The sequence below is a fragment of the Jejuia pallidilutea genome (assembly GCF_002973595.1).
GTDB lineage: Bacteria > Bacteroidota > Bacteroidia > Flavobacteriales > Flavobacteriaceae > Jejuia > Jejuia pallidilutea.
Genome location: NZ_PVEO01000002.1, coordinates 244815 through 269485, shown reverse-complemented (window position 1 = coordinate 269485; position 24671 = coordinate 244815). Strand labels below are relative to the sequence as shown.

Below are 24671 nucleotides of genomic sequence, written 5' to 3'. Positions count from 1 at the left end.
GTGAAATTAAAAAATAACCGCCAAACCAATGGCGGTAGGTTTACATTTTTATCAACATAGTAATAAACATTTAAAAGTAAACATTATTGTAATGTTTCTGCCTTTTTTAAGGTAGTTTTCGACGAAAGGAACTACAGTTTTAGTTTAACGTTTGAAATTTAGTGGGTTATGTTTTTTTATGTTTTTGTACTAAAAAAAAGCAACGTTTACCTAACTAAAGGCATACGTTGCTTCTCAATTAACCAACCAAACTAAACTAAATTTTATTTGTTTTTTACTAAGTCGTTTTGATTTCTAAAAACCAATTCATCATCAAAAGCATCGAGTAAAATAATACTATCTGTAGTTACTTTACCTGCTAGAATTTCTTTGCTTAGAGCGTTTAAAACTTCTTTTTGAATAACCCGTTTTACAGGTCTTGCACCATATTCGGGGTTATACCCTTTGTTGGCCAAATAGTTTACAGCTTCGGTTGTGGCATCAAAAGTAATATTTTGTTCTGCAAGCATTTTTGTAACACCTTTTAATTGTAATCCAACAATTTTTATGATGTTTTCTTTAGTTAAAGGTGTAAACATTACAGTATCGTCTATTCTGTTTAAAAATTCTGGTCTTACACTTTGTTTTAATAATGCTATTACATCAATTTTAGCAGCTTCTATAGCCGAATCTATATCTTTTGTAGCTTCAAAACGTTCTTGTATAATATGGCTTCCTATGTTGGACGTCATAATTATAATTGTATTCTTAAAATCGGCTACACGACCCTTGTTATCTGTTAAGTGGCCTTCGTCTAGCACTTGCAATAAGATATTAAAAGTATCAGGGTGTGCTTTTTCAATTTCATCTAGAAGCACTACAGAATATGGTTTTCTTCTAACGGCCTCAGTAAGTTGTCCGCCTTCATCGTAACCCACATATCCAGGAGGTGCACCAACAAGTCTGCTTACTGCATGACGTTCTTGGTATTCGCTCATATCAATTCTGGTCATAGCGTTTTCATCATCAAACAAATATTCTGCAAGTGCTTTTGCTAATTCTGTTTTACCAACACCTGTTGTGCCTAGAAACAAAAATGTTCCTATGGGTTTTTGTGGGTTTTGTAAACCAGCACGACTTCGTCTTACAGCATCACTAACCGCTTCAATAGCTTCATCTTGTCCTACCACACGTTTATGTAGTTGGTCTTCTAGTTTTAAAAGTTTTTCGCGTTCGCTTTGTAACATTTTTGTAACAGGAATTCCTGTCCATTTTGCTACAACTTCTGCAATATCATCATAAGTTACTTCTTCTTTAATTAAAGAATTTTCAGATTGTTCTTGCAGTTGTTTTTGCAAGATTTCTAATTGCTCTTGGGCTTCTTTAATTTTACCATAACGTAACTCTGCTACTTTGCCATAATCGCCTTCGCGTTCGGCCTTTTCAGCTTCTAACTTATAGTTTTCAATATCTTGTTTTGTGTTTTGTATGTTGTCTACAACTTCTTTTTCACTTTTCCATTTGGCATTTAAATCGTTGCGTTGCTCTTTTAAATTAGCTAATTCTGCTCTTAAGGATTTTAATTTTATCTCGTCTTTTTCACGCTTAATAGCTTCAATTTCAATTTCTAACTGCATTATTTTTCTATCTAAAACATCCAATTCTTCTGGTTTAGAATTAATTTCCATACGCATTTTAGAGGCAGCTTCATCCATAAGGTCTATGGCCTTATCTGGTAAAAACCTGTTTGTAATGTAGCGTTGCGATAATTCTACGGCACCAATAATGGCATCATCTTTAATGCGCACTTTATGGTGTGTTTCGTATTTTTCTTTAATACCTCTAAGAATTGAAATAGCACTCTCGGTATCAGGTTCGTCTACCATTACTTTTTGGAAACGACGCTCCAGAGCTTTGTCTTTTTCAAAATATTTTTGATATTCATCTAAAGTTGTAGCGCCAATAGCCCTTAACTCGCCACGCGCTAATGCAGGTTTTAAAATATTGGCTGCATCCATAGCGCCTTGTCCGCCACCAGCGCCAACAAGCGTATGTATTTCGTCAATAAACAATACAATATCGCCATTGCTAGTGGTTACTTCTTTAATAACGGCTTTTAAACGCTCTTCAAACTCACCTTTGTATTTAGCACCAGCAATAAGGGCTCCCATATCTAGAGCAAAAATTTGCTTTTCCTTTAGGTTTTCTGGGATGTCGCCATCTACGATTCTATGTGCTAAACCTTCGGCAATAGCAGTTTTACCAGTTCCAGGTTCACCAACTAAAATGGGATTGTTTTTGGTACGTCGCGATAAAATTTGAAGAATTCTACGTATTTCTTCATCACGACCAATCACAGGGTCTAGCTTACCATCTTTAGCGAGTTGATTAAGGTTTTTAGCATATTTATTTAATGAGTTATAGGTGTCCTCTTGACTTTGTGACGTAACGTTGCCACCTTGTCTTAACTCATCAATAGCCGCTTTTAAGCCTTTTTCGGTAACACCTTGGTCTTTTAGCATTTGCGCAATTTTACTGTTAGATTTTAAAACAGCTAAAATTAAATGCTCAATAGAAACATAATCATCTTTCATCTTTTTAGCGATAATAGATGCTTCGTTTAGTGTTTTTCCAGTTTCACGAGATAGCATTATCTCACCGCCAGAGACTTTGGCAAAACTTTCTAGTTGCTTGTTTAGTGCTTGTTGTAAAATGGTAATGTTTACGTTCAGTTTTTTTAATATGAACGGTAGTACGTTTTCATCAACTTCAAAAATGCCTTTGAAAATATGCTCGTTTTCAATTTGTTGATGCCCAAAGCCTTGCGCAATTTGTTGCGCTTGTTGTATGGCTTCTTGAGATTTTATGGTATAATTATTAAAATTCATGGTTTATATTTTTCTTGTCTTTTTGCTTAACTTTACGCCTAGTATAAGTCAATTACCTTACCAATTCTAAAAGTGAAGTGTTTTAAGACAAAATGTCTTGAATATCCCTAAATAAAATGACTTTTAGTCAGGTGTAAGCCGTTGTGTTGAATTACGACTTATGCTTCACAATGAAAATTGAAACTTTACGTTTCAATAAAAAAGAAGAACAATTAATAGCAACTTATGGGATTATTGAATAAATTATTTGGAGGAGAAAAAGTAGAGAAAGATGAAAAAGTTTTGCCGTGGATTCCATTAAACGATTTGGCGCAAATTGACTACATAAAGAAAAAATCTAGTATTAAAACCCAAGTTATCTTTAAACACTCTACGCGCTGTGGTATTAGCAGTATGGTACAACGCCAGTTTATTAACGATTATAATTTTAGCGAAAAGGAATTAGATCTGTATTATTTAGATATTTTGAGCTACCGAAACATCTCTAATGAGGTAGGTTACGCGTTTCAATTAGTACACGAATCGCCACAACTTTTGGTGATTAAAAATGGTGAGTTGGTAACGCATGCCTCCCATGGGCAAATTAATCAGGTGGATTTAAATAGGCTTGTTTAAATTGTTTAAGCATTTTGAAATTAGATTATCTCTTTGTTTACGGTACCTTATTAAGTAATATTGAAAACAGTATGTCTCGGTTTTTATCTGCGAATTCCGAGTACGTGGGAAAAGCATATTTTATAGGAAAACTATACAATATCCATGATTACCCTGGTGCAATTTTAAGTACCAATGCTTCCGAAAGGGTGTATGGCAGTATTTATAAAATTACTAATAAGGCGAATGTGTTTAAAGTATTAGATAGGTACGAAGGTGTTGAAGAACATTTGTTTAAGCGTGTTGCAGTAAATGCCCATTTAAGCTCTGGTAACACCTTAAAAACTTGGGTGTATATTTATAACCGTTCTATTGCCGATAAAAAGCGTATTTATTCTGGCGATTATTTGAATTGATTTCCACTTATTAAAGTTGTTTCTTTGCAGCCATCCGTTTATGCCACATGCAAGATTTTACAAACACACTAGTACACCCCTTGATATTAAATGAACAGGTTGAATTACCAAAAAAATTCACCTTTCCTTTTTATTACAAACCACATAGGTTGTGTATTCTTGCCGCAAAAGATGTTCAGAATTATTTGGAACAGCAAACAGATTTTAAGCATAATTTTGGTTTAGATTCAAAAACAAAAGGACTGCCAATAGGTAAGATGTTTGGTGTTATGGTTGTGCAAGACAAAGTAGGTGCATTGGGTTATTTGGCAGCATTTTCTGGAAAACTGGCTGAAAGTAATTTTGTAAAAGGATTTGTGCCTACCGTTTACGATACCTTAGATGAAAATGGGTTTTATAAAAAAGGTGAAGCTGAATTAAACGCATTAAATAAAGAAATTGAAACTTTAGAAACAGCCAGCGAATATATAACAGCACAATTAGGTTTACAAGAGGCTAAAACCAATTTTAAAGCAGAGTTAAAGGCTTTTAAACAAGATATAAAGGCTAAAAAAAAGGCACGAAAAGCGCAGCGAGATCAAGCCAAAAAAACATTATCACCAGAAGCTTATAAGGTGTTAGACCACGATTTAAAACATCAAAGTATTTACTATCATTTTAGGTTGAAAGATTTAAAGGCAGACTGGAATACTAAAATACAAAAGGCAGAACACTATCTGAATACCTTTAAAAGTACCATAGAAACCCTAAAGGAAAAGCGAGCAACACTTTCTGCCACATTACAAAAACGCTTACACGAACAATACCGTTTTTTAAACGCCAATAACACTACTAAGGATTTACTGGATATTTTTAAAGACACGGTAACCCCAATACCACCGGCAGGTTCAGGAGAGTGTGCTGCTCCAAAAATGTTTCAATTTGCGTATGAAAACGGATTAAAACCTGTGGCCATGGCAGAGTTTTGGTGGGGTGCTTCCCCAAAATCTGAAGTACGGAAACATAAACAGTTCTATCCCTCATGCCGAAGTAAATGCGAGCCTATTTTAGGGCACATGATGCAAGGTTTAAATGTTGAAGACAATCCTATTCAGCATATCGTTGAACACAAAGCACCATTGGAAATTGTTTATGAAGACGCATATTTACTCTTGGTAAACAAGCCGCATGAGTTTTTATCTGTTCCTGGGAAACATATTCAAGAGTCGGTATTAACCAGAATGCGACGATATTTGCCAAAGGCCAAAGGGCCATTGTTGGTACATCGTTTAGATATGTCCACTTCTGGATTGCTATTAGTGGCCAAAAACGAAAAAACCCATAAAAACCTCCAAAAGCAGTTCATGGAACGAACCATAACAAAACGTTATGTGGCCTTATTGGATGGTACAATTAAAACCTCTAACGGCTTTGTGGACTTGCCATTGCGTGTAGACTTAGATAACCGCCCACAACAATTGGTATGTTATAAACATGGTAAACCAGCCAAAACTAAATATGAGGTGGTTGGTATTGAAAACAATAAAACACGCATTCATTTTTACCCTATAACAGGTCGTACACATCAATTACGGGTACATGCGGCACACGTAAATGGCTTAAATACGCCTATTGTTGGCGATGATTTATATGGTACAAAAGGCGAGCGTTTGCATTTACATGCAGAAATGTTAAGCCTTACCCACCCAGTAACACAAGAGGTTTTGGAGGTGGTTTGCGACGCACCTTTTTAACCTTCATTTTACCTACTTCAAAAAAAAATCAATAAAAGCTGTTATGTATACATCTATTTTAGCGTTATTAAAATAGAATGAACAAGAACGATTTTAAACTTAAAGTGTTTTCCTTATCCGAAAGGTTATACCCAATGGTTGCGCGTATGCTTGGAAACGCTACTAGTACAGAAGATGCCATTCAGGATATTATGATGAGGCTTTGGGACAAACGCAAGCATCTTGAGCATCATCCTAATATTACAGGTTTTGTATTCCTTACGGCTCGCAATTATTGTATTGATGTGTTGCGAAAAAATAAGAGTATTGTGGATGATGCTACACCATATCTAAAAGTTTTAAAATCAGGAGAAGACCATAAAGACGTGGAATGGGAGGAGTTAAATACTATTATTCAAAATGTGTTAAAAGCCCTTCCAGAACAGCAGCAAGAGGTATTTATGATGCGTGATATAGATGGCTATGCGTTTACAGAAATAGCTGTGGCTATGGCAATTACAGTAGAACATGCAAGAGTGTTATTATCGCGCGCAAGGAAACAAATAGGTATAGTATTAGAAAACACATACAGCTATGAAAGAGGAGACTATTAAAACCCTTATGGAAAAGTACGAAGCTGGTAATAGTACTTTAGAAGAAGAGCAAATTTTGTTTAAAAATAGCAATACATCAACACCTAAACTTAAGGCGTTGGGGGCTTTTAAAAAAGCACATAAAAAAGCACCACCTAAAGATTTTAACGATAGACTTTGGACATCTTTTGAAGGCAAAACCTCTAGAAAGCGCAGGTTTAGTGTAGTAATGTTATCTGCAGCAGCCTCTGTAGTAGTGTTGATTATGATTGCCATATATAGTTTGCAACCAAAAACGTTAAGCTATGCGGAGAAACAGGCTTTACTAGACGAAGCCCTAAGTATGTTTCCCGAAACAGAACAGATACAGCGCGCACAACATATACTTTACGAAGACGATTTGGTAATTGTTTATACATCACCAGAGTAAAGTATAGACCAAAAAACTAAAAAATACTAACAGTTAAATATTTTTAAAAACATGAAGAACTTAATAACAACAATTTTTGCAATATTAGTATCTGTAGCCATGGTACAAGCACAGGAAACAACTACAATAAAAGATGCCAAAACCGATATAAGCAAGCTATTTGTAAAATTAAAAGATAGTGCTAAACCCGATATTTACGTAGATGAAAAGAAGTTTGATTTCCCTTTGGATTTAATAGATCAAAGTAAAATTTCTGCTGTATTTGTGGTAAAGGATACCAAAACATTAAAAGAATACAACGCCCCAAATGGTTTAGTGTTTATTACTACAAAAATGAAAAGCGAATCGGAAGACTTTAAAATAAAAACTGCCGATAGTAAAAAGCCCATGGTTATTGTTGATGGTAAAATAACAGATAAAGCTACGTTAGAAACTATGTCGCCCGATACTATAGAAAGTGTGAGTGTTTTTAAGGGTGAAGAAGCGATTAAAAAATATAACGCGCCTAATGGTGTGATAATAATTAAAACTAAAAAATAAGCTTTTTTATTTAGTTAAAAATATGAGTGAAAGAAGCCGTCTCGTTTTAATAAAAGAGACGGCTTCTTTACATTTTAAATGCCTGCTACGGCGGTAGAGTAAGAATTTATAATTTGTTTTAACTGCATTTTTAAATCTTCGCCTGTATCAAAAATCATTTGTTCTTCGGTAGGGAAGGGTATAGCACGACGTTCTAAAAATGGTACTAAATTAGTTTCTAACGCTCTTCTATCGCCTCGAGATGTGGCGTAAATATGTTCAAACACAAATTCGCTAGTTATAGGGAATGTATCTACCAATTGGTTGTTGCTTAAATTGTAATATTCCACATTCCCAGTAATTTGTGAGGCTTTAAACTGGGTGAATTCGTAATATTCGCAACGTACGGTTTTCATACGGTCTATTTTAATAGCATTTCCTAAACTGTCTTTTACTACTTTACCGTTTTCAATTAAATCCATTTTACCATCAGCAATTTGCTTCTCCTTTATAATTTGACGTTCCTTTATTTGCTCTGGCGAAATGTTAATATCCCTAAGGTTTACTTTCATATTAAAGTTATAGGTTACCTTATCGTCTGGAACACTATGAAATTGTAGCCAAAAATTATTGATACCATAACTGCTAAAATTTAAAAGATCGTTTTCTAAGCGCTCCGGAATAATTTTACCAGAATCATTAATCATATCTACAAGTACAAAATCGGTACCTCTTTGGTGTGCTACCGCCATTAACTCTCGGGTGTCTTTGTAGTTAGGGTTCATATCTTCAATGTCTCGAAGTTGATTGTATGCTGCTCTTACATCAAACTTATTATTTGAGTTTAATAAGGCTTGTGCGTTGTTATACAATTGTAAAGACGCACTGTTTCTATAAGTAATAAGCTCGTCGCTGTAATCGTTAAAATTAAAATTAACTTCCTTACCTTTAACATATAATGGCAATAGGGGTTTAATGGCTTCTTGTCGGTTATCTAAACTAACATAAGCGTCAAAAATACGCAGATAGCTTTCTGGGTTGTTGTCTTTCTTTAAAAAATTAATGTTTTCTAAATCGCGAGCATTCGCCTTATAATAGGCTTCTTCTAAAAGCATAATAATGTCTGCTTTTCCTTTTCTGTCCTTATTTATTTTTAGTTTACCAATAGCATTATTTATGGCACGATCGTAATTGCCATAACTTATGGTTTTTTCCATTTGTCGTCGCGTGCTGCAAGACATAAGAAATACTAAAACTAACGCTGAGAGTAATATTTTTTTCATGGGGTCTAAATTTTAAGGTTTTGGTTACCTATTCAATTGTGGTGCCAAAATACTAAGAATACCCATGAAATGCTAATAAATAAGGTTGAAATGCATAAATTTATTTATTATTGAAGTCTTATTCTTTCTTTTTTAAGTTTTGTTTTGCTATTTTATTTGATTTTCTACTTTATTTAAATTAATGGACTTTCTCATTCATTTTGATTTAGTGTACTATTTTATTTTGAAGATTTAGAAGGCGTTTAAAATACAAAACCCTAAAAACAAGATTAAGTTGAGAACTTTTTCAACCTTTTAGAATAAGGCTAAAAAACCGCTTTAATAATACCGTTATCAACTTTCAATCTCCTATTTTCGTTTCGTATTTGTGGGAAACAATCATGCTGTACCTTGGCATTCTATTCCTTGAATGTGTTAGGGTTTAGATTGTTTGTTAGCTTGTTTTTCATTTCGATTTTTTTCTCTCAATTTACCAGCAACCAACATCCCATTTTAAGTATTCAACGGTATGTTTAAGCCTTATAATAATTGGGGAAGTATATTAATAGCAGTAAAAGCCCGAACCTTATCCGGGAAAACCTACCTGCCCCTTTCAGTAAGGCAGACAAAAAAAATCCCAAAACTCTAAAAGCTTTGGGATTGTTTATTAAAAGGTTATATTATTTCTTCTTGTAAACCGGTAATAGTTTTGTTGATACCTCTCCAAAACCAATGCGTGTGCCATCTTTTTCGCAATAACCGCGCATAATTACGGTATCGTTATCGTTGATGAATTTACGCTCGGTGCCATCGGCCATTTTTAGAGGTTTTTCGCCTTTCCATGTTAACTCAAGCATAGAGCCGTAGCTATCTTCGGTAGGGCCAGAAATGGTGCCACTTCCCATCATATCGCCAGAATTTACAGGGCAACCGTTTACAGTATGGTGTGCCAGTTGTTGCGACATGTTCCAGTACATATATTTAAAGTTAGATTTACTAACTACGGTTTCTTTGGCGCCTTTTGGCTGTATGGAAACTTCTAAATTTATATCGAAGCTTTTAGCGCCTTTAGTTTGTAAATAAGGCAGTTGCTTTTTTTGTGGTTTAGGCCCTTGTACGCGATAAGGTTCCAGGGCATCTAAAGTTATAATCCAAGGTGATATGGACGATGCAAAGTTTTTGGCCAAAAATGGGCCCAAGGGTACATATTCCCATTTTTGTATGTCGCGCGCACTCCAATCGTTTAACAATACCAAACCAAAAATGTATTCTTCGGCTTCTTCTGCGGGAATTGGCTCGCCTAAATCGTTAGCATCTGTAGTAATAAATGCCATTTCTAATTCAAAATCTACTAGTTTGCTAGGGCCAAATACAGGTGTATCGGCTCCATTAGGTAGTGTTTGCCCTTGTGGCCTGTGTACTGGAATGCCAGAAGGTATAATAGAAGAGCTTCTTCCATGGTACCCAACAGGAATGTGTAACCAGTTTGGTAACAACGCATTGTCTGGATCTCTAAACATGCTACCCACATTGGTGGCGTGCTCCATGCTAGAGTAAAAATCGGTGAAATCTCCTATTTGTACAGGTAGCTGCATTTCAATTTCATCCAATCTAAATAATACGGTTTCTTTATCTTTTACGTTATTTTTTAAAGTAGTATTTTCAGAATCAAAAATTTCTGCAATGCGGTTTCTTACAGCGCGCCAAGTTTTTCTTCCGTCAGCAATAAAGTCGTTTAAGGTGTCCTGAAGAAAAATATCATCAGTTAATGGAATGCCATCAAAGTAACCTAATTGATGCAGTGCACCTAAATCTATAGCGGTATCGCCAATACGAGTACCAATGGTTATAATATCATCACGGGTTAAGAACACACCAAACGGAATGTTTTGTATTGGAAAATCTGAATTTTTAGCGACGTGTAACCACGACGTTCTATCTGGATTATTTGCTGATAAAGGCATATTTTTCTTTTTTAATTGCTATTCAAACCTACACATTTTTTTTATTTAATTACAGAAAAAACAATAAAATGTAAGTTTCATTATTACGTTGATAAATCGGTGTATAACTTCATCAGTAAATATATGTATTTTGATGTTTTTAAAGTTGGTATTTGTTATTTTTGCGCATTATTTAACGACAATTTATATTTATGCAACGCGACGAACAAATTTTTGAACTTATACAAGCTGAAAAAGAGCGCCAATTACACGGTATTGAACTTATAGCATCTGAGAATTTTGTAAGCGACCAGGTTATGGAAGCCGGAGGTTCTGTATTAACCAACAAATATGCCGAAGGTTACCCAGGAAAGCGTTATTACGGTGGTTGTGAAGTTGTAGATGAAGTTGAAACCATTGCCATAGAGCGTGCAAAAACTTTGTTTAATGCTGAATATGTAAACGTACAGCCACACTCTGGGAGTCAAGCCAACACTGCGGTATACCACGCTTGCATAAAACCAGGTGATACCATTTTAGGTTTCGATTTGTCTCATGGTGGTCATTTAACACATGGCTCTCCAGTAAATTTCTCTGGACGTTTATATAACCCGGTATTTTACGGTGTTGAAAAAGAAACGGGCGTATTGAATTATGATAAAATTCAAGAGATAGCTACTAAGGAGCAACCAAAATTAATTATTGCCGGAGCGTCTGCATATTCTAGAGATATAGATTTTAAGCGCTTTAGAGCAATTGCCGATAGCGTTGGTGCTATATTGTTGGCAGATATTTCTCATCCTGCAGGATTAATAGCAAAAGGTATTTTAAACGATCCGCTACCGCATTGTCATATTGTTACAACAACTACCCATAAAACCTTAAGAGGGCCAAGAGGTGGTATGATTATGATGGGTAGGGATTTTGAAAACCCGTTTGGTATTACGTTAAAAAATGGTAGTTTAAGAAAAATGTCGTCTTTATTAGATTCTGCAGTATTTCCAGGTAATCAAGGTGGCCCATTAGAGCATATTATTGCAGCAAAAGCTATTGCATTTGGTGAGGCCTTAACTGATGATTTTTTAAATTACCAACTACAAGTTAAAAAGAATGCGGCTACTATGGCAGCAGCATTAATGGCCAAAGGTTATAATATTATTTCTGGAGGAACAGATAACCATATGATGTTAATAGACTTGAGAAATAAAAATGTTTCAGGTAAAGATGCAGAACAAGCTTTGGTTAAAGCCGATATTACTGCAAATAAAAACATGGTGCCTTTTGATGATAAATCGCCATTTGTAACCTCTGGAATTCGCCTAGGTACAGCAGCAATAACTACACGCGGTTGTAAAGAAGACGATATGAAAGCTATTGTGGAGTTAATTGATGAAGTTATAACAAATTACGACAACGAAGCAGTTTTAGCTTCAGTTAAAGCACGCGTAAACGCAATGATGAAGGATAAGCCTTTGTTTGTGTAGAACAATATTTTATGCTGAACTAGTTTCAGTACCACAAAACACGTATTAAGCCTGAAATTAGTTTTTCGGGCTTTTTATTTTTTTGCTTTTTTAGCATGCTTTGGCTGTTTTTATTATCATGATGAAAAGATATCGTTAAATCGGTAACAACATAGGCCATTCAATTTTAATTTTTTTAAATATAGCTTCAAAATTAAAGCATACTATAATTCCACAAAACTTTAAGATTTCTTTTAGGTTATCAAAAATTTGTAAGCCTTATATTTAATTTTTTTAAAATGTACATATGAAACTTTCCAGAACTCTACTTTTAGTATTTGTAATTTCAGCAATTTTACAATTTCAAGCACAAACCGATGAAGCTGTAATCAAGGATATTTACAAAACCTCATTAACTAATGGTAATAGTTACCAATGGTTAGACTATTTGTCCAATCAAATTGGCGGACGTTTATCAGGGTCTTACAATGCAGAACTTGCCGTAAATTATACCAAAACAGAACTAGAAAAATTAGGCTTAACTAAAGTATGGCTGCAACCTGTTATGGTGCCAAAATGGGTAAGGGGCGCTAAAGAATATGCGTATATAGAGAGTAGTGAAGGTAAAACAACAACCGTAAATATTTGTGCTTTGGGCGGTTCTGTGGCAACACCAGGTATAGGAGTTAAAGCAGAGGTTGTAGAGGTAAAGAGTTTTGAAGAACTCGCAACATTAGGTGAGGCAAATATTAAAGGAAAAATAGTGTTTTATAACCGCCCAATGCAAGCCGATTTAATACAAACATTTCAAGCATATGGCGGTTGTGTAAACCAACGTTACAAAGGCGCTGTTGAAGCTGCTAAATACGGTGCAACAGGAGTTATTGTGCGCTCAATGAATTTAAGGTTAGACGACTTACCACATACAGGCAGTATGACTTATGAGGATTTACCAAACGATAAAAGAATACCATCGGCAGCAATTAGTACCAATGATGCAGAATTGTTGAGTAGTATGCTTAAATTAGATACTGGTGCTAAATTTTATTTCCGTCAGCACTGTAAACAATTAAAAGATGTGCAATCTTATAATGTTATTGGGGAAATAAAAGGCAGTGAATATCCAGACGAGATTATCACCGTTGGTGGCCATTTAGATTCTTGGGATTTAGGTGATGGATCGCACGATGATGGAGCAGGTGTAGTACAGTCTATGGAAGTATTACGATTGTTTAAGGTTTTAAATATTACTCCCAAACGTACTATTAGGGTAGTGTTGTTTATGAACGAGGAAAATGGTTTACGTGGAGGAAAAAAATATGCCGAAGAAGCCAAAACAAAAGGTGAAAACCACATATTTGCTCTAGAAAGTGATGCTGGAGGATTTACACCAAGAGGTTTTTCTTTTGATTGTAATGAGGCTAATTTTAACCAAGTGTTAAGTTGGAAACCTTTATTTAAACCTTATTTAATACATTATTTTGAAAAAGGCGGTAGTGGGGCAGATGTAGGCCCTTTAAAAAGCGAAACTAATGTGCTTGCAGGATTAAGACCAGACTCGCAACGGTATTTCGATCATCACCATGCCAGTAACGATACCTTTGATGCGGTAAACAAACGCGAACTAGAGTTAGGCGCAGCAACCATGACTGCTTTAGTATACCTCTATGATACCTATGGTGTAAACCCTATTCCAAACCCTTCAACTCTTAAAGATTAAAATACTAAAGGTGTTTTTACCTAAAATTTTTAAAATTACATGAAAACTTACATATTGATTTCCTTCATATTTATAACCACATCTATAATGGCGCAACACGACAAAAAATTACCTTATTATGAAATACCAGAAGCTCCCCAAAATTATACAGCAGGTACCTCTGTTGCTAGAATGATTGATGGTTTAGGCTTTAGGTATTATTGGGCAACTGAAGGTTTAAGATCTGAAGATTTAGCCTATAAAGCAAGTGATTCTGGAAGAACTTCTGGAGAAACTATAGAACATTTATATGGATTGTCTAATTTTATATTAAGCACAATTATAAAGGATTTTACGCCTGTAGAAAGCACAGAAATGATGTTTGATGAGAAACGGAAACAAACCTTGCTAAACTTTAAAACAGCATCTGATATTTTAAAGGTGACAGATGATATTTGTAAATTCGATAATAATAAATTCCCTTTTTGGAATGTTATAAACGGACCAATAGCCGATGCTCTATGGCACTGTGGGCAAGTGGTACTATTGCGTCGTGCTTCTGGAAATCCGTTTAACTCTAAAGTTAGTGTGTTTGCAGGTAAATTGCGGGAATAAAAAGAGGCTGCCCTTAAGTGATTTTAGTAGGCAGCCTATTTTAGTATTTTTAGTTTTTAGTTTTTAGTTTTTAGTTTTTATAGGATATTCAGGTCGCTCCATAACTTTTGGAGGATTTTCTTTTAGTTGTTTTAAGGCTATTTCAATGGCTTTTTCTAATTGGGGGTCGCGTCCCTTAACTACTGCTTCAGGTAATTGCTCAACTTCAATATCTGGTGCAACACCTTCATTCTCAACCCTAAAACCATCTTTTGTGTAAAAGGCTACATTAGGAGCTGTTACTATACCACCATCAATAAATTCTGGATAGCCTAAAACACCAACTAATCCGCCCCAAGTTCTTTTACCAACAATAGTTCCTAAGTTAAATTTTCTAAACATCCAAGGTAAGTAATCTCCACCAGAACCAGCAGTTTCATCTGTTATCATCACTTTTGGGCCTTGAATTGATGCACTTGGTGATTTTAAATCTTTACCATATCGGAAATTCCAATAAGCCTGTTCAGGTTTCTTTAGTATGTCTATGTAATAATCGGCTAATTGTCCGCCACCATTATAGCGTTCATCTATAATAATTGCTTTTTTGGTAGCTTGAGGAAAAAAGTAACGTTTAAAATATTCGTGTCCGGCGCCAGCTGTATTTGGCACATAAACATATGCTACTTTACCATTGGTAGCCTCATCTACTTTTTTAATATTGCCCTCAACCCAATCTCTATTTCTTAAACCGCCTTCATAATTTATTGGTGTAACTTTTACTGTTCTAGCATTAGTACCATTGGCATTGGGGCTTACTTTAAGTGTGGTAATTTTATTGGCAGTATTTTCAAAAAAGCTGAATAAATTATCTTTTGATGTAACATTTTTATTGTTTACTTCAATTATATAATCTCCAACATTAACATTTACTCCAGGTTCGGTTAATGGAGAGCGTAAATCTGGATTCCAATTTAAACCACCATAAATCTTTTTTATTCGGTAACGATTATTTTGTACTTCATAATCTGCACCTAAAAGGCCTCCATCTACTTTTTTAGGGTTGTTCATGCGGTCTCCTTTACTTGAAAAACGGTGATGCCCTACAGCTAATTCGCTAAACATCCATCCCATCATTCGGTACAAATCGCTTCTAGTGGTTAGATGTGGTAGAAATATTTTGTATTTGCTTTTCATGGCATCCCAATCTACACCATGCATTCCAGGATCGTAAAAATAATCGCGATTTACGCGCCACGCCTCGTTAAAAATATTTTCCCATTCTGCTCTAGGATCTATTTTAACTTGAATAGCTGAGGTGTTTAATTCACTATTGTCTGGTTTTTTGCCAGTATCGGTAATTCCTATTTTTCCATTTAAACTGTAAAGCATTTTGTCGCCTTTTGCAGCAATTTCATAATCGTCTGCAGGCATAATGGTTTCATCTTTTCTATCTTTTAAACTATATTTATGAAGGTGTGCTGACCCACCGTGAGGCGTGTATGCCAAATAATAAAGTTCTCCTTCTTTTGGAGCGCTTAAACTGTAATACATACCTGATGAAATTGGAATATCTACAATTCTATTTTGTATGTCATCCCAATCAATTTTTAATAGTTCTGGTTTTTTATCATCTTTCTTATCCTTTTTGTTTTCTTCGGTTGTTTCAGGTTTTAGGTCTTCAGTATCATTTTCTTTAGCAAATGGTGAAATGGTTTCCTTTTGCAGTGTTAATAAATAAATAGAACTGGTTAATTCCATGTCCTGATTAGACTGGTCGAACCAATTCACTACTGGTCCAGCATCTGTAGAGGCAAGCATGTATAAGTACTTGCCACTAGGATCGAAAACAGGACTAGTAACATTTGATAAACCATCTGATATTTTATAGGATTTATTTTCTGAAAGTGCGTACAAATATGCTTGTTCAAAATTAGCCTCGTTAATAGTGGTGTACGATATCCAGTTAGAGTCTGCAGACCAATCTCCAAAAAGCTCCCTAAAAACACCAGGAGTGTATAATTCGTCTGAGGCTATCTTCGTTGTTTTACCAGATTCAATAAGGGTGAGATATAGGCTTCTTCCATTATCAACAAAACATACCTTTTTACTATCTGGCGACCAATGAATGTTTGCATAAAATCCATTTCCGTTTAATGGAATTTTATTTACGGTTTCGTTAGCAATGTTTTTTATATGAAGTGCATATTCTCCAGATGCGTCAGAGAAGTAAGCTATAAATTTTCCGTTTGGAGACCACGCAGGGAATTTTTCGTGAGTTCCTGTAGAATTCGTTAAGTTTTTAGGATCGCCCTTTTTTGCTGGAACTGTAATAATATCTCCTCTAAAATCAAATACAGCGCGAACTCCAGAAGGCGAAATAGAGCTGCTTCTAATATATTCGTTTCCTGATACAAAGCGTGGTCTTAACTCCAATAAATCTGTTTTAATATTTAGGTTTAGTTTTTTGGTGTTACCTGTTGCTATATTATAGGTGTGTAAATATCCAGCTTGTTCAAAAATTACCTCATTTTTGTTCGCATTTAAGCTTATAACCGGGAAATCCTTAAAATTAGTAAGTTGGGAAATCTCCTTGGTGTTAACGTTATAGCTAAAGAGGTTAAACTCACCATTTCTATCGCTTTTAAAATAAACGTAATCTCCAGACCATTGTGGGTTACTATCATTACTTCCCCCGGCTGGTTTAGAGATTTCCTCAACATTGTGCGATTTAGAATTATATATCCAAATTCTTGAAATTCTTCCTCCTCTGTAATGCTTCCATTGGTTAAAAGCATCAAATATTGGCGTATATGCAATATAATTATCGTTATTTGAATAGGAAGCCCAATAGGCATGTGGCACCTTTAATTCTGTAACTGTACCATTATCTACAGAAACATTAAATAATTTAAAATGTCGGTTTGTGTGTGTGTTGCGTTGCGATGCAAATAATACTTTCGATCCATCTGATGAAAAATCACGTACCAAATCTGCATAAGGATGCCACGTTAAACGTTTGGGCACACCACCAGTAACAGGTACAACATATACATCTAGATTACCATCGTATTCTGCATTAAATGCTATTGTTTTACCATCTGGTGAGAATATTGGGTTAGACTCCACACCCTCGTCTATAGTTAAGCGTTTAGGGTTAGAGCCGTCCTTATTGGCTATCCATAAATCTTCTGCATAAATAAAAGCTATGTGTGCATCGCTTATTGCAGGTTGTGACATTAACCGTGTTTCTTGAGATTGAGAAAGTTTAGGGAAAATTAGTAGAGCCCAAAACAATAGTATTAATACTGAATTTGATTTAGAAGGAGTATTCATATTTACGCTTTTGTTAGATATTTAAACTAAAATACGTAATTAGTTTTAAAGATAACTAAGCCACCACTTATCTTTATTGTTTGCCTTAAAGTGCATGTACTTTTTACTTGGAAAATAAAGTAATGCTACAACAAATATCCAAACCAAATACACTACAAAAAGCGAATAACCATAATCTAGGAGTTTAGGGTTAATAAATCCATCGTAGGTAATTATCATATATTGCCAATTACCTCCAAAAATTAATATACCAATTATTGCTAAAATATGAATAAGCAAAATGTGTATGAAGTAATAAAAGAGCGGCACCCTTCCAAAGACTAAAAAGAAACGAGACACTTTATTTTGTAAAGATTCTACAACGTAAAGAAATATAAATGAAGGCCCTAATGTTATTAAGGAGTAGGCTAAAGAAGGTGGATATTTAGATACGTTAAAAAAGGACATTATAGATTTTGTGTTTAAGCCATAGTTTACCCATGGTACTGCATCACCATATATATTAAACCCTCTAATAATAAAAAACATAGATATAGAACCAAAGCCCAAAGCCAATAACCATTTTTTTCTTAGGATTACATTAAAATCTTTTTGATACAAATAGCCAAAACAGTAGCCTAGTACTATAATACCAATCCATGGTAAAACAGGGTAATATGCTCCAATAATGGAATTAGAACCTGTTGCTACTTGTCCGCCTTGATGTAAAACATACCAAAGTATGGCTTGGAAACTATTACTTTGGAATTCTATATTATCTAATAAGTTATGGCCAAAAACAACGAGCAAGCCAATACCAAGAAGCAGTTTTCTAGGAACAAAAATTAAAAATGATAGTGCTATCATACTTACGCCAATAGCCCAAATTACCTGTAGTACTATAAAACTGTACGTAACATCAAACCACCAGAAAAAATTATTAACAACTATTTCTAAAAATACTAACCAAAACCCTCTGGTAATTAAAAATTTAAATAAGTTATGCTTAGTTTTTTTGCTTCCATATAAATAAGCCGAAGTCCCCGCTAAAAAAACAAATACCGGTGCGCAAAAATGTGTTATAAATCTTGTAAAAAATAGAATAGGGGTAGTAGTTTCTAAATTTGTAGGATCTGAAAAAAAAGAGCCATAATGAAAATAGTCTCTAGTATGGTCTAAAGCCATTAACACCATTACCAAGCCTCTAAGGATGTCTATAGATTCTATTCGGGTAGATTTTACTATTGCCATATAAAATATTGAAGGTAAATTTTAAGGTTCTTTAAATCTTGAAAAGTTACACTATTTCTATTACATTGAATAAACAGGCAAAATCAGTAATAGTTTTATCATTAACTAATTACAATAACTTCTAACACTAAAAACGTTTTTTTAAAGTGTATCGATTTGCTATTACTGATTCTTTATTAAGATATTGCCTGCATCATATTTAATCTTTTATTACTTGTGGAGTTATTAGTACCTTATCTAAAATTGTAAAGCTTTCTATTTTTTTTCTGTGTTTTATAAAGCATATAAACCTCATCATTATAGCCATAATTATTGGTGGTATTGCTATAAATAAAAATACGTAATCCCAAGTAAAATTCGTTTTTAAAACACCTAGTAACGCAGAGCCAAAAGCGCGCCCCATATTAGATAAAGCCATATATAATGTAAATTGTGTAGCAGCTACGGTCTTCCAGCATAAATGCATTGCCGAGGCAAAAACGGCCACACATAAAAAAGTATATAATGTGTAGTAAGTAACAATAAACACATATATAAAAAAATTATTGCTCCAAAAGTTAGTAGCCAAAGCAAATACTAATATTACAATTGCAATTATTCCAAGGTATAGTAATAACATTTTTGTTTTACCAAAATAATCTACTAAGTATCCCCCTATAAACATTCCTAAAATACCAGCAATAACCGAAGCGATTGAAAATACGTTAGAAAACGATGTATTAGTCCACCCCAATTCTTGAACTGTAAAAATAGGGAACAATGTATCCATTAATCCATACATAATTCCTATGATAAATGAAGCTATACCAAAAACTATACTTGCTTTTAGTTTAACAACACGATATAAACTCTTTAATATTTGCGACCAACTCTTAAGTTGTGTTTGTTTAGATTTTTTATTGGCTTGCCCTTTAGTCCAAGGCATTGTTTTTTCTCCTGGACGTTCGGTAAAATAAATTGGCACCATCATAATTACACCTATGGTTACAGATAATGATGCAATAGCAGATTTAAAACCAATATTATTAATTAATGCGGTTCCTACCATTAGCGATAGTGATGTTCCAATTATTTTAGTGCCCCACATTAAGCCATTGGCTCTAGCTTGTTCATTATCGGGAATTACATCAACAGCCATTCCATCTGTAGCAACATCCTGAAAAGCACCAAAAAGACTAATTAAAAAACCAATAACGGAAAGTCCTGTTAAATTATTTAAGGGGTCTGGAACAAAGCCTATACTTAAAAAACTAATAATTAAACACAATTGGCCTAGAATTACCCATGGACGTTTTCTACCCATAGGTAAATAAGTAAAACGATCCATTAAAGGCGCAGCTATAATTTTAAAACTCCATGGTATGCCTATAATACCTAAAAAAGAAGCTATCTCTAAGGGTGTTTTGTTATTCATAGCCAACCAAGCAGGTATAGCAAAAAATGTAATACCTTCTGGGATACCTTGTGCAATGTATAGCGCTGAAAACGAAAAGTAACGAGAAAACTCACTCGTAGTTAGGCTACGGCTAAATTTCTGGTTTAAGTTTTGCTTTAGTTTTAACACGGTTTAATACTTAATAATAGTTAATACTGTACTGTTTATGTTTTTAATGTGGATTTTGTACTAGAGTTTAAAGCACATCTAGAGTTTTTTATGGAGTATAATTAAGTTAGTTTCAAAATTCAAAAACACCATACTAACAGTCAAATTTTATAGCTTTTGGTGCCAGTACAGTGTTTTCTGAAATTTGGTTGGTTAATTATAAAACAAAAGGGTATTATTTAATAGGTATTTATTCTACAGTTATGTTACGTTGGGCTTCAATTTCTTGAAGTGCTAATACAATTTCGGTTGGATCCCAAAAGCCCACTTCCCGTACTATTTTACCATCTATAAAACGATAGGTGAGGTGTATGGGCATATCTACAACCTTTCCGCTTTCTTTAAGTGTAGCTCTCCAATCTAACCAAGCATTTACCCATGTTTCGCCATTATCGGTTACTACCATTTCAAATTCTTGATCTTCACTAAGAAAACCACGCTTTGTATAGTTTACATCATTGGCTTTATGGTAAGCAATTATATCTTTCCTTAATATTGGTTTGTTTTTTGTATTGAAATAGGATTTGCAAGTATCAGCCATTATACTCGTATCGTAATTTTTGGTATTGTAATTTTCTATATGCTTTTTTACAACATCAATCTCTGGTGAGTTTTGTGTATAGCGTGTATCTTTTTGTTGGCATGCCATAATGAGTAGCGCTGCAAAACTTAATAAAACTAGTTTTTTCATTGTTATGGGTTTTTGGTTGAATGGTTTACTAAAAAATCACTTAAGATTTAATAGTGCTTCATGTTCAATTTTTTTTAAAGACTCGCTGCTATTTCTAACAGAGAGTCTTCTGTTATTTACTCTTTACAGGTTTTAAACTTGCTTTATAACTGTTTTTACATCATGCTCAAATCAGTCTCTAAGGTGTAAGTGTAGCTTTGTGAATTTTCTAAAACGGCCGAAAACTTTTCGCGTATTTCTTTAGTTTTGGCCTTTCCTTTAGCTTTTTCAAAAACTGCCCAAACACCGTCTTTATCGTTATCTAAATCTGCAAAATCTTTAAATGGTGTGGAAACAAAATAATTAACACCCTCTCCAGCCATTTGGCGATACCAATATCCACGGTTGTCTCCTTCCTGTGATTTAATAACAGATGTAACCTCTTTAACAATTTCGTTAAAAACCATACTGTTTTTAACCTTAAAACTGTTTACCCAAACAATAGACATACCTTCTAGGGCAGTTTTACGGCTATATTCTGGTATGGATCTAGCTGTATTGTATTCAGCGCTTTCAATATGTGGTGTTATAAAATCTAAAGCAATTGAGCGGCAAGCTTTTCCTGCAGGATCGCTTTCATCCATTTCTGCCCATTTGTTCATACGTGAAGCCATTACGTAAACATTGCCTTTGCCTTGTAAACGGTGCCATACGTTCCATGTGTCTTTTCCGCCATTTTCTTTATAGCATTTATTCCATTTTTTTACACCTTCGGTAAAAACTGAGTTATGGCCAAATTTTACAGTAAACTCTGTTAAGTTCATTATAAAACTTTCGTTTTCTTGGGCCTGTGTAGCGGTTGGTAGCATGATTGTGAAACATGCAACTAATAGAATTGTTTTAAAAATTTTCATAATTGATAGTATTTAAATGGTTAATGATAAAAGAATTCATGATTAAAATTCCACTCTCAAGTACGTCATAATGAGAATGAAATAAAACCGATATAGGACGAATAGTGGTTTATTCTATCCGAACATTAGTTTTTATTTATCCAAGTATTATTATGATAATACTGGTCCTTTAGATAGTCTGAATACGATTAAATAATTCGTTTCTTAAAGACTTACTAATTGGTATTGCTTTTTTGCCAATGGTTATATGGCTATTTGCAATTTCGTCTATTTGGGAAATGTTAATAATAAATGACCTATGAATTCTTAGGAAGTACTTTGTGGGTAATTTTTCATCTATATCCTTTAGGGTCATTACTAAAAGATATTCTTTGGATTTTGAATAGATGCGGCAATAGTTGCGTTCTGCTTCTATATATAAAATATCCCTAATATCAACTTTTACCATGCTATTATGGTGTCGAACAAAAATACTGTCGCTTAATATAAAGGATTGCGATTCTGTTTTTAAATGATTTGTAGGGGATTTAGGTTGTAGCTCGAGTTGACTTATGGTAAGCTCTATGGCGCGTTGCAAATCTAATTTTTTATAGGGTTTAGAAATAAACCCGTAAGGATGCGTTTGTTTGGCTCTGTTAAAATGGGCATCATCAATATTGGCTGTTAAATAAATAATGGGAATATTGTGCGTTTTTTGCATTGTCTGCGCCGTTTCTATGCCATCTAAATTTCCTTTTAAATTAATATCGAGCAGCAAAATATCTGGTGGATTATCTTTAATATGATGCAACGCTTCTTCGCCTCTAGGAACAATTCCCGTAACCTCGTAACCCAGTTCGTTAAGTTGAAGTGAAATGTTGGCAGCTATAACCATTTCGTCTTCTACAATCAATATTTTGGTTTTCTCCTCCATTATGCTGCCGTATCAATTAAAAAATCGAATTCTATTAAAGTCCCTTTTTCGGAACGTTCAACCATTTTTCCGTTAAGTTGCTGTGTAAGTAAGTTTACCAGCTGAGAGCCAAAGCCTGTGCCTTTTGGTGCCATACCATTAATTTTTCCAACACCATTATCAGATACTTTTAATTTTAAATGGTTGCTTTTAAATTTTTCTAAGCTTATAGAAATTTCACCTTTTTTATTTTCAGGAAATGCATATTTTAATGCATTAGTTAATAACTCGTTAACAATTAAGCCTATTGGTACGGCTGTGTCTACATCTAAATTTAGATGATCCATAGCACATTTTATTTGTACTTTATCTTCAGCATTAAACGTATCTAAAATACCTTCACTTAAGTTTAAAAAGTAATCTTTCATTTCTATGCTTCCCAAATTATTACCCTGATATAGTTTTTGATGAATAATACCCATGGACTGTACGCGGTTTTGGCTAGCAATCATAGCATCTTTAGTTGCAGCGTCTTCTATTTGTGCAGATTGTAATGCAATTAAGCTCTTAACCATTTCTAGGTTATTTTTAACACGATGGTGAATTTCTTTCAATAAGAGTTCGTTTTCGGCATTTTTTGCACGTATTATTTTAGTGGCTTTTTTATTCTTGTTAAAAAAGTAGAGTAACGATAATAATAATAAACCTAATAGTAGGGCAACTGCAAAAATTAAACTTTGGGCTTTACTTTTTTGTTCTATTAGTAAGGCTTGACTAGCTATAGCCTCGTCTTTTTTGCCAGTTTCGTATTTAACAATAGTTTCTGCTTCTAGATTTGCAATTTTGTCTTCTAGTGCTTTTTGTGAGTTAGCATTGGCTTTATCTTTATAAAATAGTGCTTTTTCAAAATTGCCTAATTTAGCGTAGGTTTCAGCTAGGTCTAAATACTGTTGTATAATAGAACTTTGTCCTTTGTCTTCGTATGCTTTTACACCAGCAGAAAGATGTTCTAGTGCTTTTTTATAGTTATTTTGAAGTAGATAAACTTGTCCTATTTCTGTTCTGTAGGTGGCACAACGTTCCTCTCCAATATTTGCAACACATAATTCCCACGCTTTTATAAAGTCTTTAAGCGCATTTTTGTAATCTTTAGCTTTTACATATACTTCCCCTCTGTAGGAGTGTGCTCTTACAGGAATAAAAATTTCTTCTGAAGCTTTTGTTTTTACAAGATTTAAACAATAATCGGCAGCATTGTATGCTTTATCAAACTCACCAAGTTCGCCGTAACCAATAATTAAATTGAATTGCGCAATTGCTACTGAGGCATATTTTTTGTTTTTTTCTAAAATAGGTATGGCTTTTAGGGTGTAGTCTACAGATTTCTGAAAATCTTCCATAACTTGGTGAAGCGAGCCCAATGTTCTGTAGGCACTGGCTAAACCCAGTTCGTCTTCTAATGTTTCATAGAGTGCAATGGCTTTAAATAAAACATCTTGAGATTTATCTAACTTTCGTACATTTATATAGTCTATGGCAAGTGTTCGGTACGTATCGGCTATTTTCTTTTTGTCATTACCTAACAATTGATATTCAAGTACTTTTTCAGAATGATATACAACCGAATCGGGAGGAAAAATGCCATTATAACCATGCCAATTTGCTAATGTTTCATGAACTTGTAGAATGGTTTGTGTTTCCTTGGTTGCTAAGCTTCGCTTTAGCGTCTGTAAGCCTATGGCATGATAATTATCTAAATCTTTTCCTGTGTAAGCATTATTGCGCATCCAAGACAAACACGAATCTATGGCTACTGTTTGAAAATCTTTAGGCGTTAAGATTGGAGATTGAGAGAAACTGTTGTATACAAATAAGCATACAAGTAAAAGTGAGAGGTTGGTTTTAGTCATAAACTTCAACAATTAGAATTAAATGAC

At 34.3% G+C, this 24671-nt stretch carries 19 protein-coding genes; 9 read left to right on the top strand and 10 right to left on the bottom strand.

Annotated features, from left to right (window positions below):
• Positions 1-263: 263 nt before the first annotated feature.
• Entirely contained in the window at positions 264-2867 is a 2604-nt protein-coding gene (clpB, locus tag CLV33_RS04695) for an ATP-dependent chaperone ClpB (RefSeq protein WP_105472921.1), read from the bottom strand.
• 225 nt (positions 2868-3092) lie between these two features.
• Here clpB and ytxJ point away from each other — a divergent pair, with 225 nt between their 5' ends.
• The 6 genes from ytxJ (at position 3093) to CLV33_RS04665 (ending at position 7152) form a co-directional block, all read left to right on the top strand.
• Complete coding sequence (ytxJ, locus tag CLV33_RS04690; RefSeq protein WP_105472920.1) at positions 3093-3482, top strand: bacillithiol system redox-active protein YtxJ; 390 nt, start codon at positions 3093-3095, stop codon at positions 3480-3482.
• A 14-nt stretch (positions 3483-3496) separates the two neighbouring features.
• Entirely contained in the window at positions 3497-3877 is a 381-nt protein-coding gene (locus CLV33_RS04685; protein ID WP_146109711.1) for a gamma-glutamylcyclotransferase family protein, read from the top strand.
• Between the two features lie 47 nt (positions 3878-3924).
• Positions 3925-5610 (top strand): RluA family pseudouridine synthase, encoded by a 1686-nt coding sequence (locus CLV33_RS04680; RefSeq protein ID WP_105472918.1) that lies wholly within the window; start codon positions 3925-3927, stop codon positions 5608-5610.
• A gap of 77 nt (positions 5611-5687) precedes the next feature.
• Positions 5688-6203 (top strand): RNA polymerase sigma factor, encoded by a 516-nt coding sequence (locus tag CLV33_RS04675; RefSeq protein ID WP_042248963.1) that lies wholly within the window; start codon positions 5688-5690, stop codon positions 6201-6203.
• The gene (locus CLV33_RS04670) at positions 6184-6612 is read left to right on the top strand and encodes a hypothetical protein (RefSeq protein WP_105472917.1); all 429 of its coding nucleotides are present in this window, start codon (positions 6184-6186) and stop codon (positions 6610-6612) included. Before CLV33_RS04675 ends, CLV33_RS04670 begins: the two co-directional genes overlap by 20 nt.
• A gap of 51 nt (positions 6613-6663) precedes the next feature.
• Positions 6664-7152, top strand: coding sequence for a hypothetical protein (locus tag CLV33_RS04665; protein ID WP_105472916.1), 489 nt, complete (start codon positions 6664-6666; stop codon positions 7150-7152).
• Positions 7153-7226: 74 nt separating this feature from the next.
• Here the strand turns inward: CLV33_RS04665 and CLV33_RS04660 are convergent, their stop codons facing one another.
• Both CLV33_RS04660 and fahA read right to left on the bottom strand, forming a co-directional pair.
• Complete coding sequence (locus tag CLV33_RS04660; protein ID WP_105472915.1) at positions 7227-8414, bottom strand: hypothetical protein; 1188 nt, start codon at positions 8412-8414, stop codon at positions 7227-7229.
• Between the two features lie 659 nt (positions 8415-9073).
• Positions 9074-10357 carry a fumarylacetoacetase gene (gene fahA / locus CLV33_RS04655; RefSeq protein WP_045371233.1) on the bottom strand — a complete coding sequence of 428 codons (1284 nt, stop codon included), beginning with the start codon at positions 10355-10357 and terminating at the stop codon, positions 9074-9076.
• Between the two features lie 191 nt (positions 10358-10548).
• Here fahA and glyA point away from each other — a divergent pair, with 191 nt between their 5' ends.
• From glyA to CLV33_RS04640, 3 genes are all read left to right on the top strand, one after another.
• The gene (glyA, locus tag CLV33_RS04650; RefSeq protein WP_105472914.1) at positions 10549-11820 is read left to right on the top strand and encodes a serine hydroxymethyltransferase; all 1272 of its coding nucleotides are present in this window, start codon (positions 10549-10551) and stop codon (positions 11818-11820) included.
• A 286-nt stretch (positions 11821-12106) separates the two neighbouring features.
• Positions 12107-13519 carry a M20/M25/M40 family metallo-hydrolase gene (locus tag CLV33_RS04645; protein ID WP_105472913.1) on the top strand — a complete coding sequence of 471 codons (1413 nt, stop codon included), beginning with the start codon at positions 12107-12109 and terminating at the stop codon, positions 13517-13519.
• A gap of 39 nt (positions 13520-13558) precedes the next feature.
• Positions 13559-14113: a hypothetical protein gene (locus CLV33_RS04640; protein ID WP_211297536.1), complete on the top strand. Its 555-nt coding sequence runs from the start codon at positions 13559-13561 to the stop codon at positions 14111-14113.
• Between the two features lie 63 nt (positions 14114-14176).
• Here the strand turns inward: CLV33_RS04640 and CLV33_RS04635 are convergent, their stop codons facing one another.
• The 7 genes from CLV33_RS04635 to CLV33_RS17590 form a co-directional block, all read right to left on the bottom strand.
• Entirely contained in the window at positions 14177-17425 is a 3249-nt protein-coding gene (locus tag CLV33_RS04635) for a S41 family peptidase (protein ID WP_105472912.1), read from the bottom strand.
• Between the two features lie 45 nt (positions 17426-17470).
• Positions 17471-18655, bottom strand: coding sequence for a DUF1624 domain-containing protein (locus CLV33_RS04630; RefSeq protein ID WP_105472911.1), 1185 nt, complete (start codon positions 18653-18655; stop codon positions 17471-17473).
• A gap of 199 nt (positions 18656-18854) precedes the next feature.
• A complete protein-coding gene (locus tag CLV33_RS04625; protein ID WP_105472910.1) occupies positions 18855-20219 on the bottom strand; it encodes an MFS transporter in 1365 nt (454 codons plus the stop codon).
• A gap of 229 nt (positions 20220-20448) precedes the next feature.
• Positions 20449-20949, bottom strand: coding sequence for a nuclear transport factor 2 family protein (locus tag CLV33_RS04620; RefSeq protein ID WP_105472909.1), 501 nt, complete (start codon positions 20947-20949; stop codon positions 20449-20451).
• 155 nt (positions 20950-21104) lie between these two features.
• Complete coding sequence (locus CLV33_RS04615; RefSeq protein WP_146109710.1) at positions 21105-21842, bottom strand: hypothetical protein; 738 nt, start codon at positions 21840-21842, stop codon at positions 21105-21107.
• A gap of 169 nt (positions 21843-22011) precedes the next feature.
• Positions 22012-22755, bottom strand: a complete 744-nt coding sequence (locus CLV33_RS04610; RefSeq protein ID WP_105472907.1) for a LytR/AlgR family response regulator transcription factor — start codon at positions 22753-22755, stop codon at positions 22012-22014.
• On the bottom strand, positions 22755-24644 hold the full coding sequence (locus CLV33_RS17590) for a tetratricopeptide repeat-containing sensor histidine kinase (RefSeq protein ID WP_105472906.1): 1890 nt from the start codon (positions 24642-24644) through the stop codon (positions 22755-22757). Before CLV33_RS17590 ends, CLV33_RS04610 begins: the two co-directional genes overlap by 1 nt.
• Positions 24645-24671 lie beyond the last annotated feature (27 nt).

Excerpts from the sequence above, each read along its gene's own strand:
- clpB (WP_105472921.1), bottom strand. The coding sequence starts at position 2,867 with ATGAATTTTAATAATTATACCATAAAATCTCAAGAAGCCATACAACAA.
- ytxJ (WP_105472920.1), top strand. The coding sequence starts at position 3,093 with ATGGGATTATTGAATAAATTATTTGGAGGAGAAAAAGTAGAGAAAGAT.
- CLV33_RS04680 (WP_105472918.1), top strand. The coding sequence starts at position 3,925 with ATGCAAGATTTTACAAACACACTAGTACACCCCTTGATATTAAATGAA.
- CLV33_RS04675 (WP_042248963.1), top strand. The coding sequence starts at position 5,688 with ATGAACAAGAACGATTTTAAACTTAAAGTGTTTTCCTTATCCGAAAGG.
- CLV33_RS04670 (WP_105472917.1), top strand. The coding sequence starts at position 6,184 with ATGAAAGAGGAGACTATTAAAACCCTTATGGAAAAGTACGAAGCTGGT.
- CLV33_RS04665 (WP_105472916.1), top strand. The coding sequence starts at position 6,664 with ATGAAGAACTTAATAACAACAATTTTTGCAATATTAGTATCTGTAGCC.
- CLV33_RS04660 (WP_105472915.1), bottom strand. The coding sequence starts at position 8,414 with ATGAAAAAAATATTACTCTCAGCGTTAGTTTTAGTATTTCTTATGTCT.
- fahA (WP_045371233.1), bottom strand. The coding sequence starts at position 10,357 with ATGCCTTTATCAGCAAATAATCCAGATAGAACGTCGTGGTTACACGTC.
- glyA (WP_105472914.1), top strand. The coding sequence starts at position 10,549 with ATGCAACGCGACGAACAAATTTTTGAACTTATACAAGCTGAAAAAGAG.
- CLV33_RS04645 (WP_105472913.1), top strand. The coding sequence starts at position 12,107 with ATGAAACTTTCCAGAACTCTACTTTTAGTATTTGTAATTTCAGCAATT.
- CLV33_RS04640 (WP_211297536.1), top strand. The coding sequence starts at position 13,559 with ATGAAAACTTACATATTGATTTCCTTCATATTTATAACCACATCTATA.
- CLV33_RS04635 (WP_105472912.1), bottom strand. The coding sequence starts at position 17,425 with ATGAATACTCCTTCTAAATCAAATTCAGTATTAATACTATTGTTTTGG.
- CLV33_RS04630 (WP_105472911.1), bottom strand. The coding sequence starts at position 18,655 with ATGGCAATAGTAAAATCTACCCGAATAGAATCTATAGACATCCTTAGA.
- CLV33_RS04620 (WP_105472909.1), bottom strand. The coding sequence starts at position 20,949 with ATGAAAAAACTAGTTTTATTAAGTTTTGCAGCGCTACTCATTATGGCA.
- CLV33_RS04615 (WP_146109710.1), bottom strand. The coding sequence starts at position 21,842 with ATGAAAATTTTTAAAACAATTCTATTAGTTGCATGTTTCACAATCATG.
- CLV33_RS04610 (WP_105472907.1), bottom strand. The coding sequence starts at position 22,755 with ATGGAGGAGAAAACCAAAATATTGATTGTAGAAGACGAAATGGTTATA.
- CLV33_RS17590 (WP_105472906.1), bottom strand. The coding sequence starts at position 24,644 with ATGACTAAAACCAACCTCTCACTTTTACTTGTATGCTTATTTGTATAC.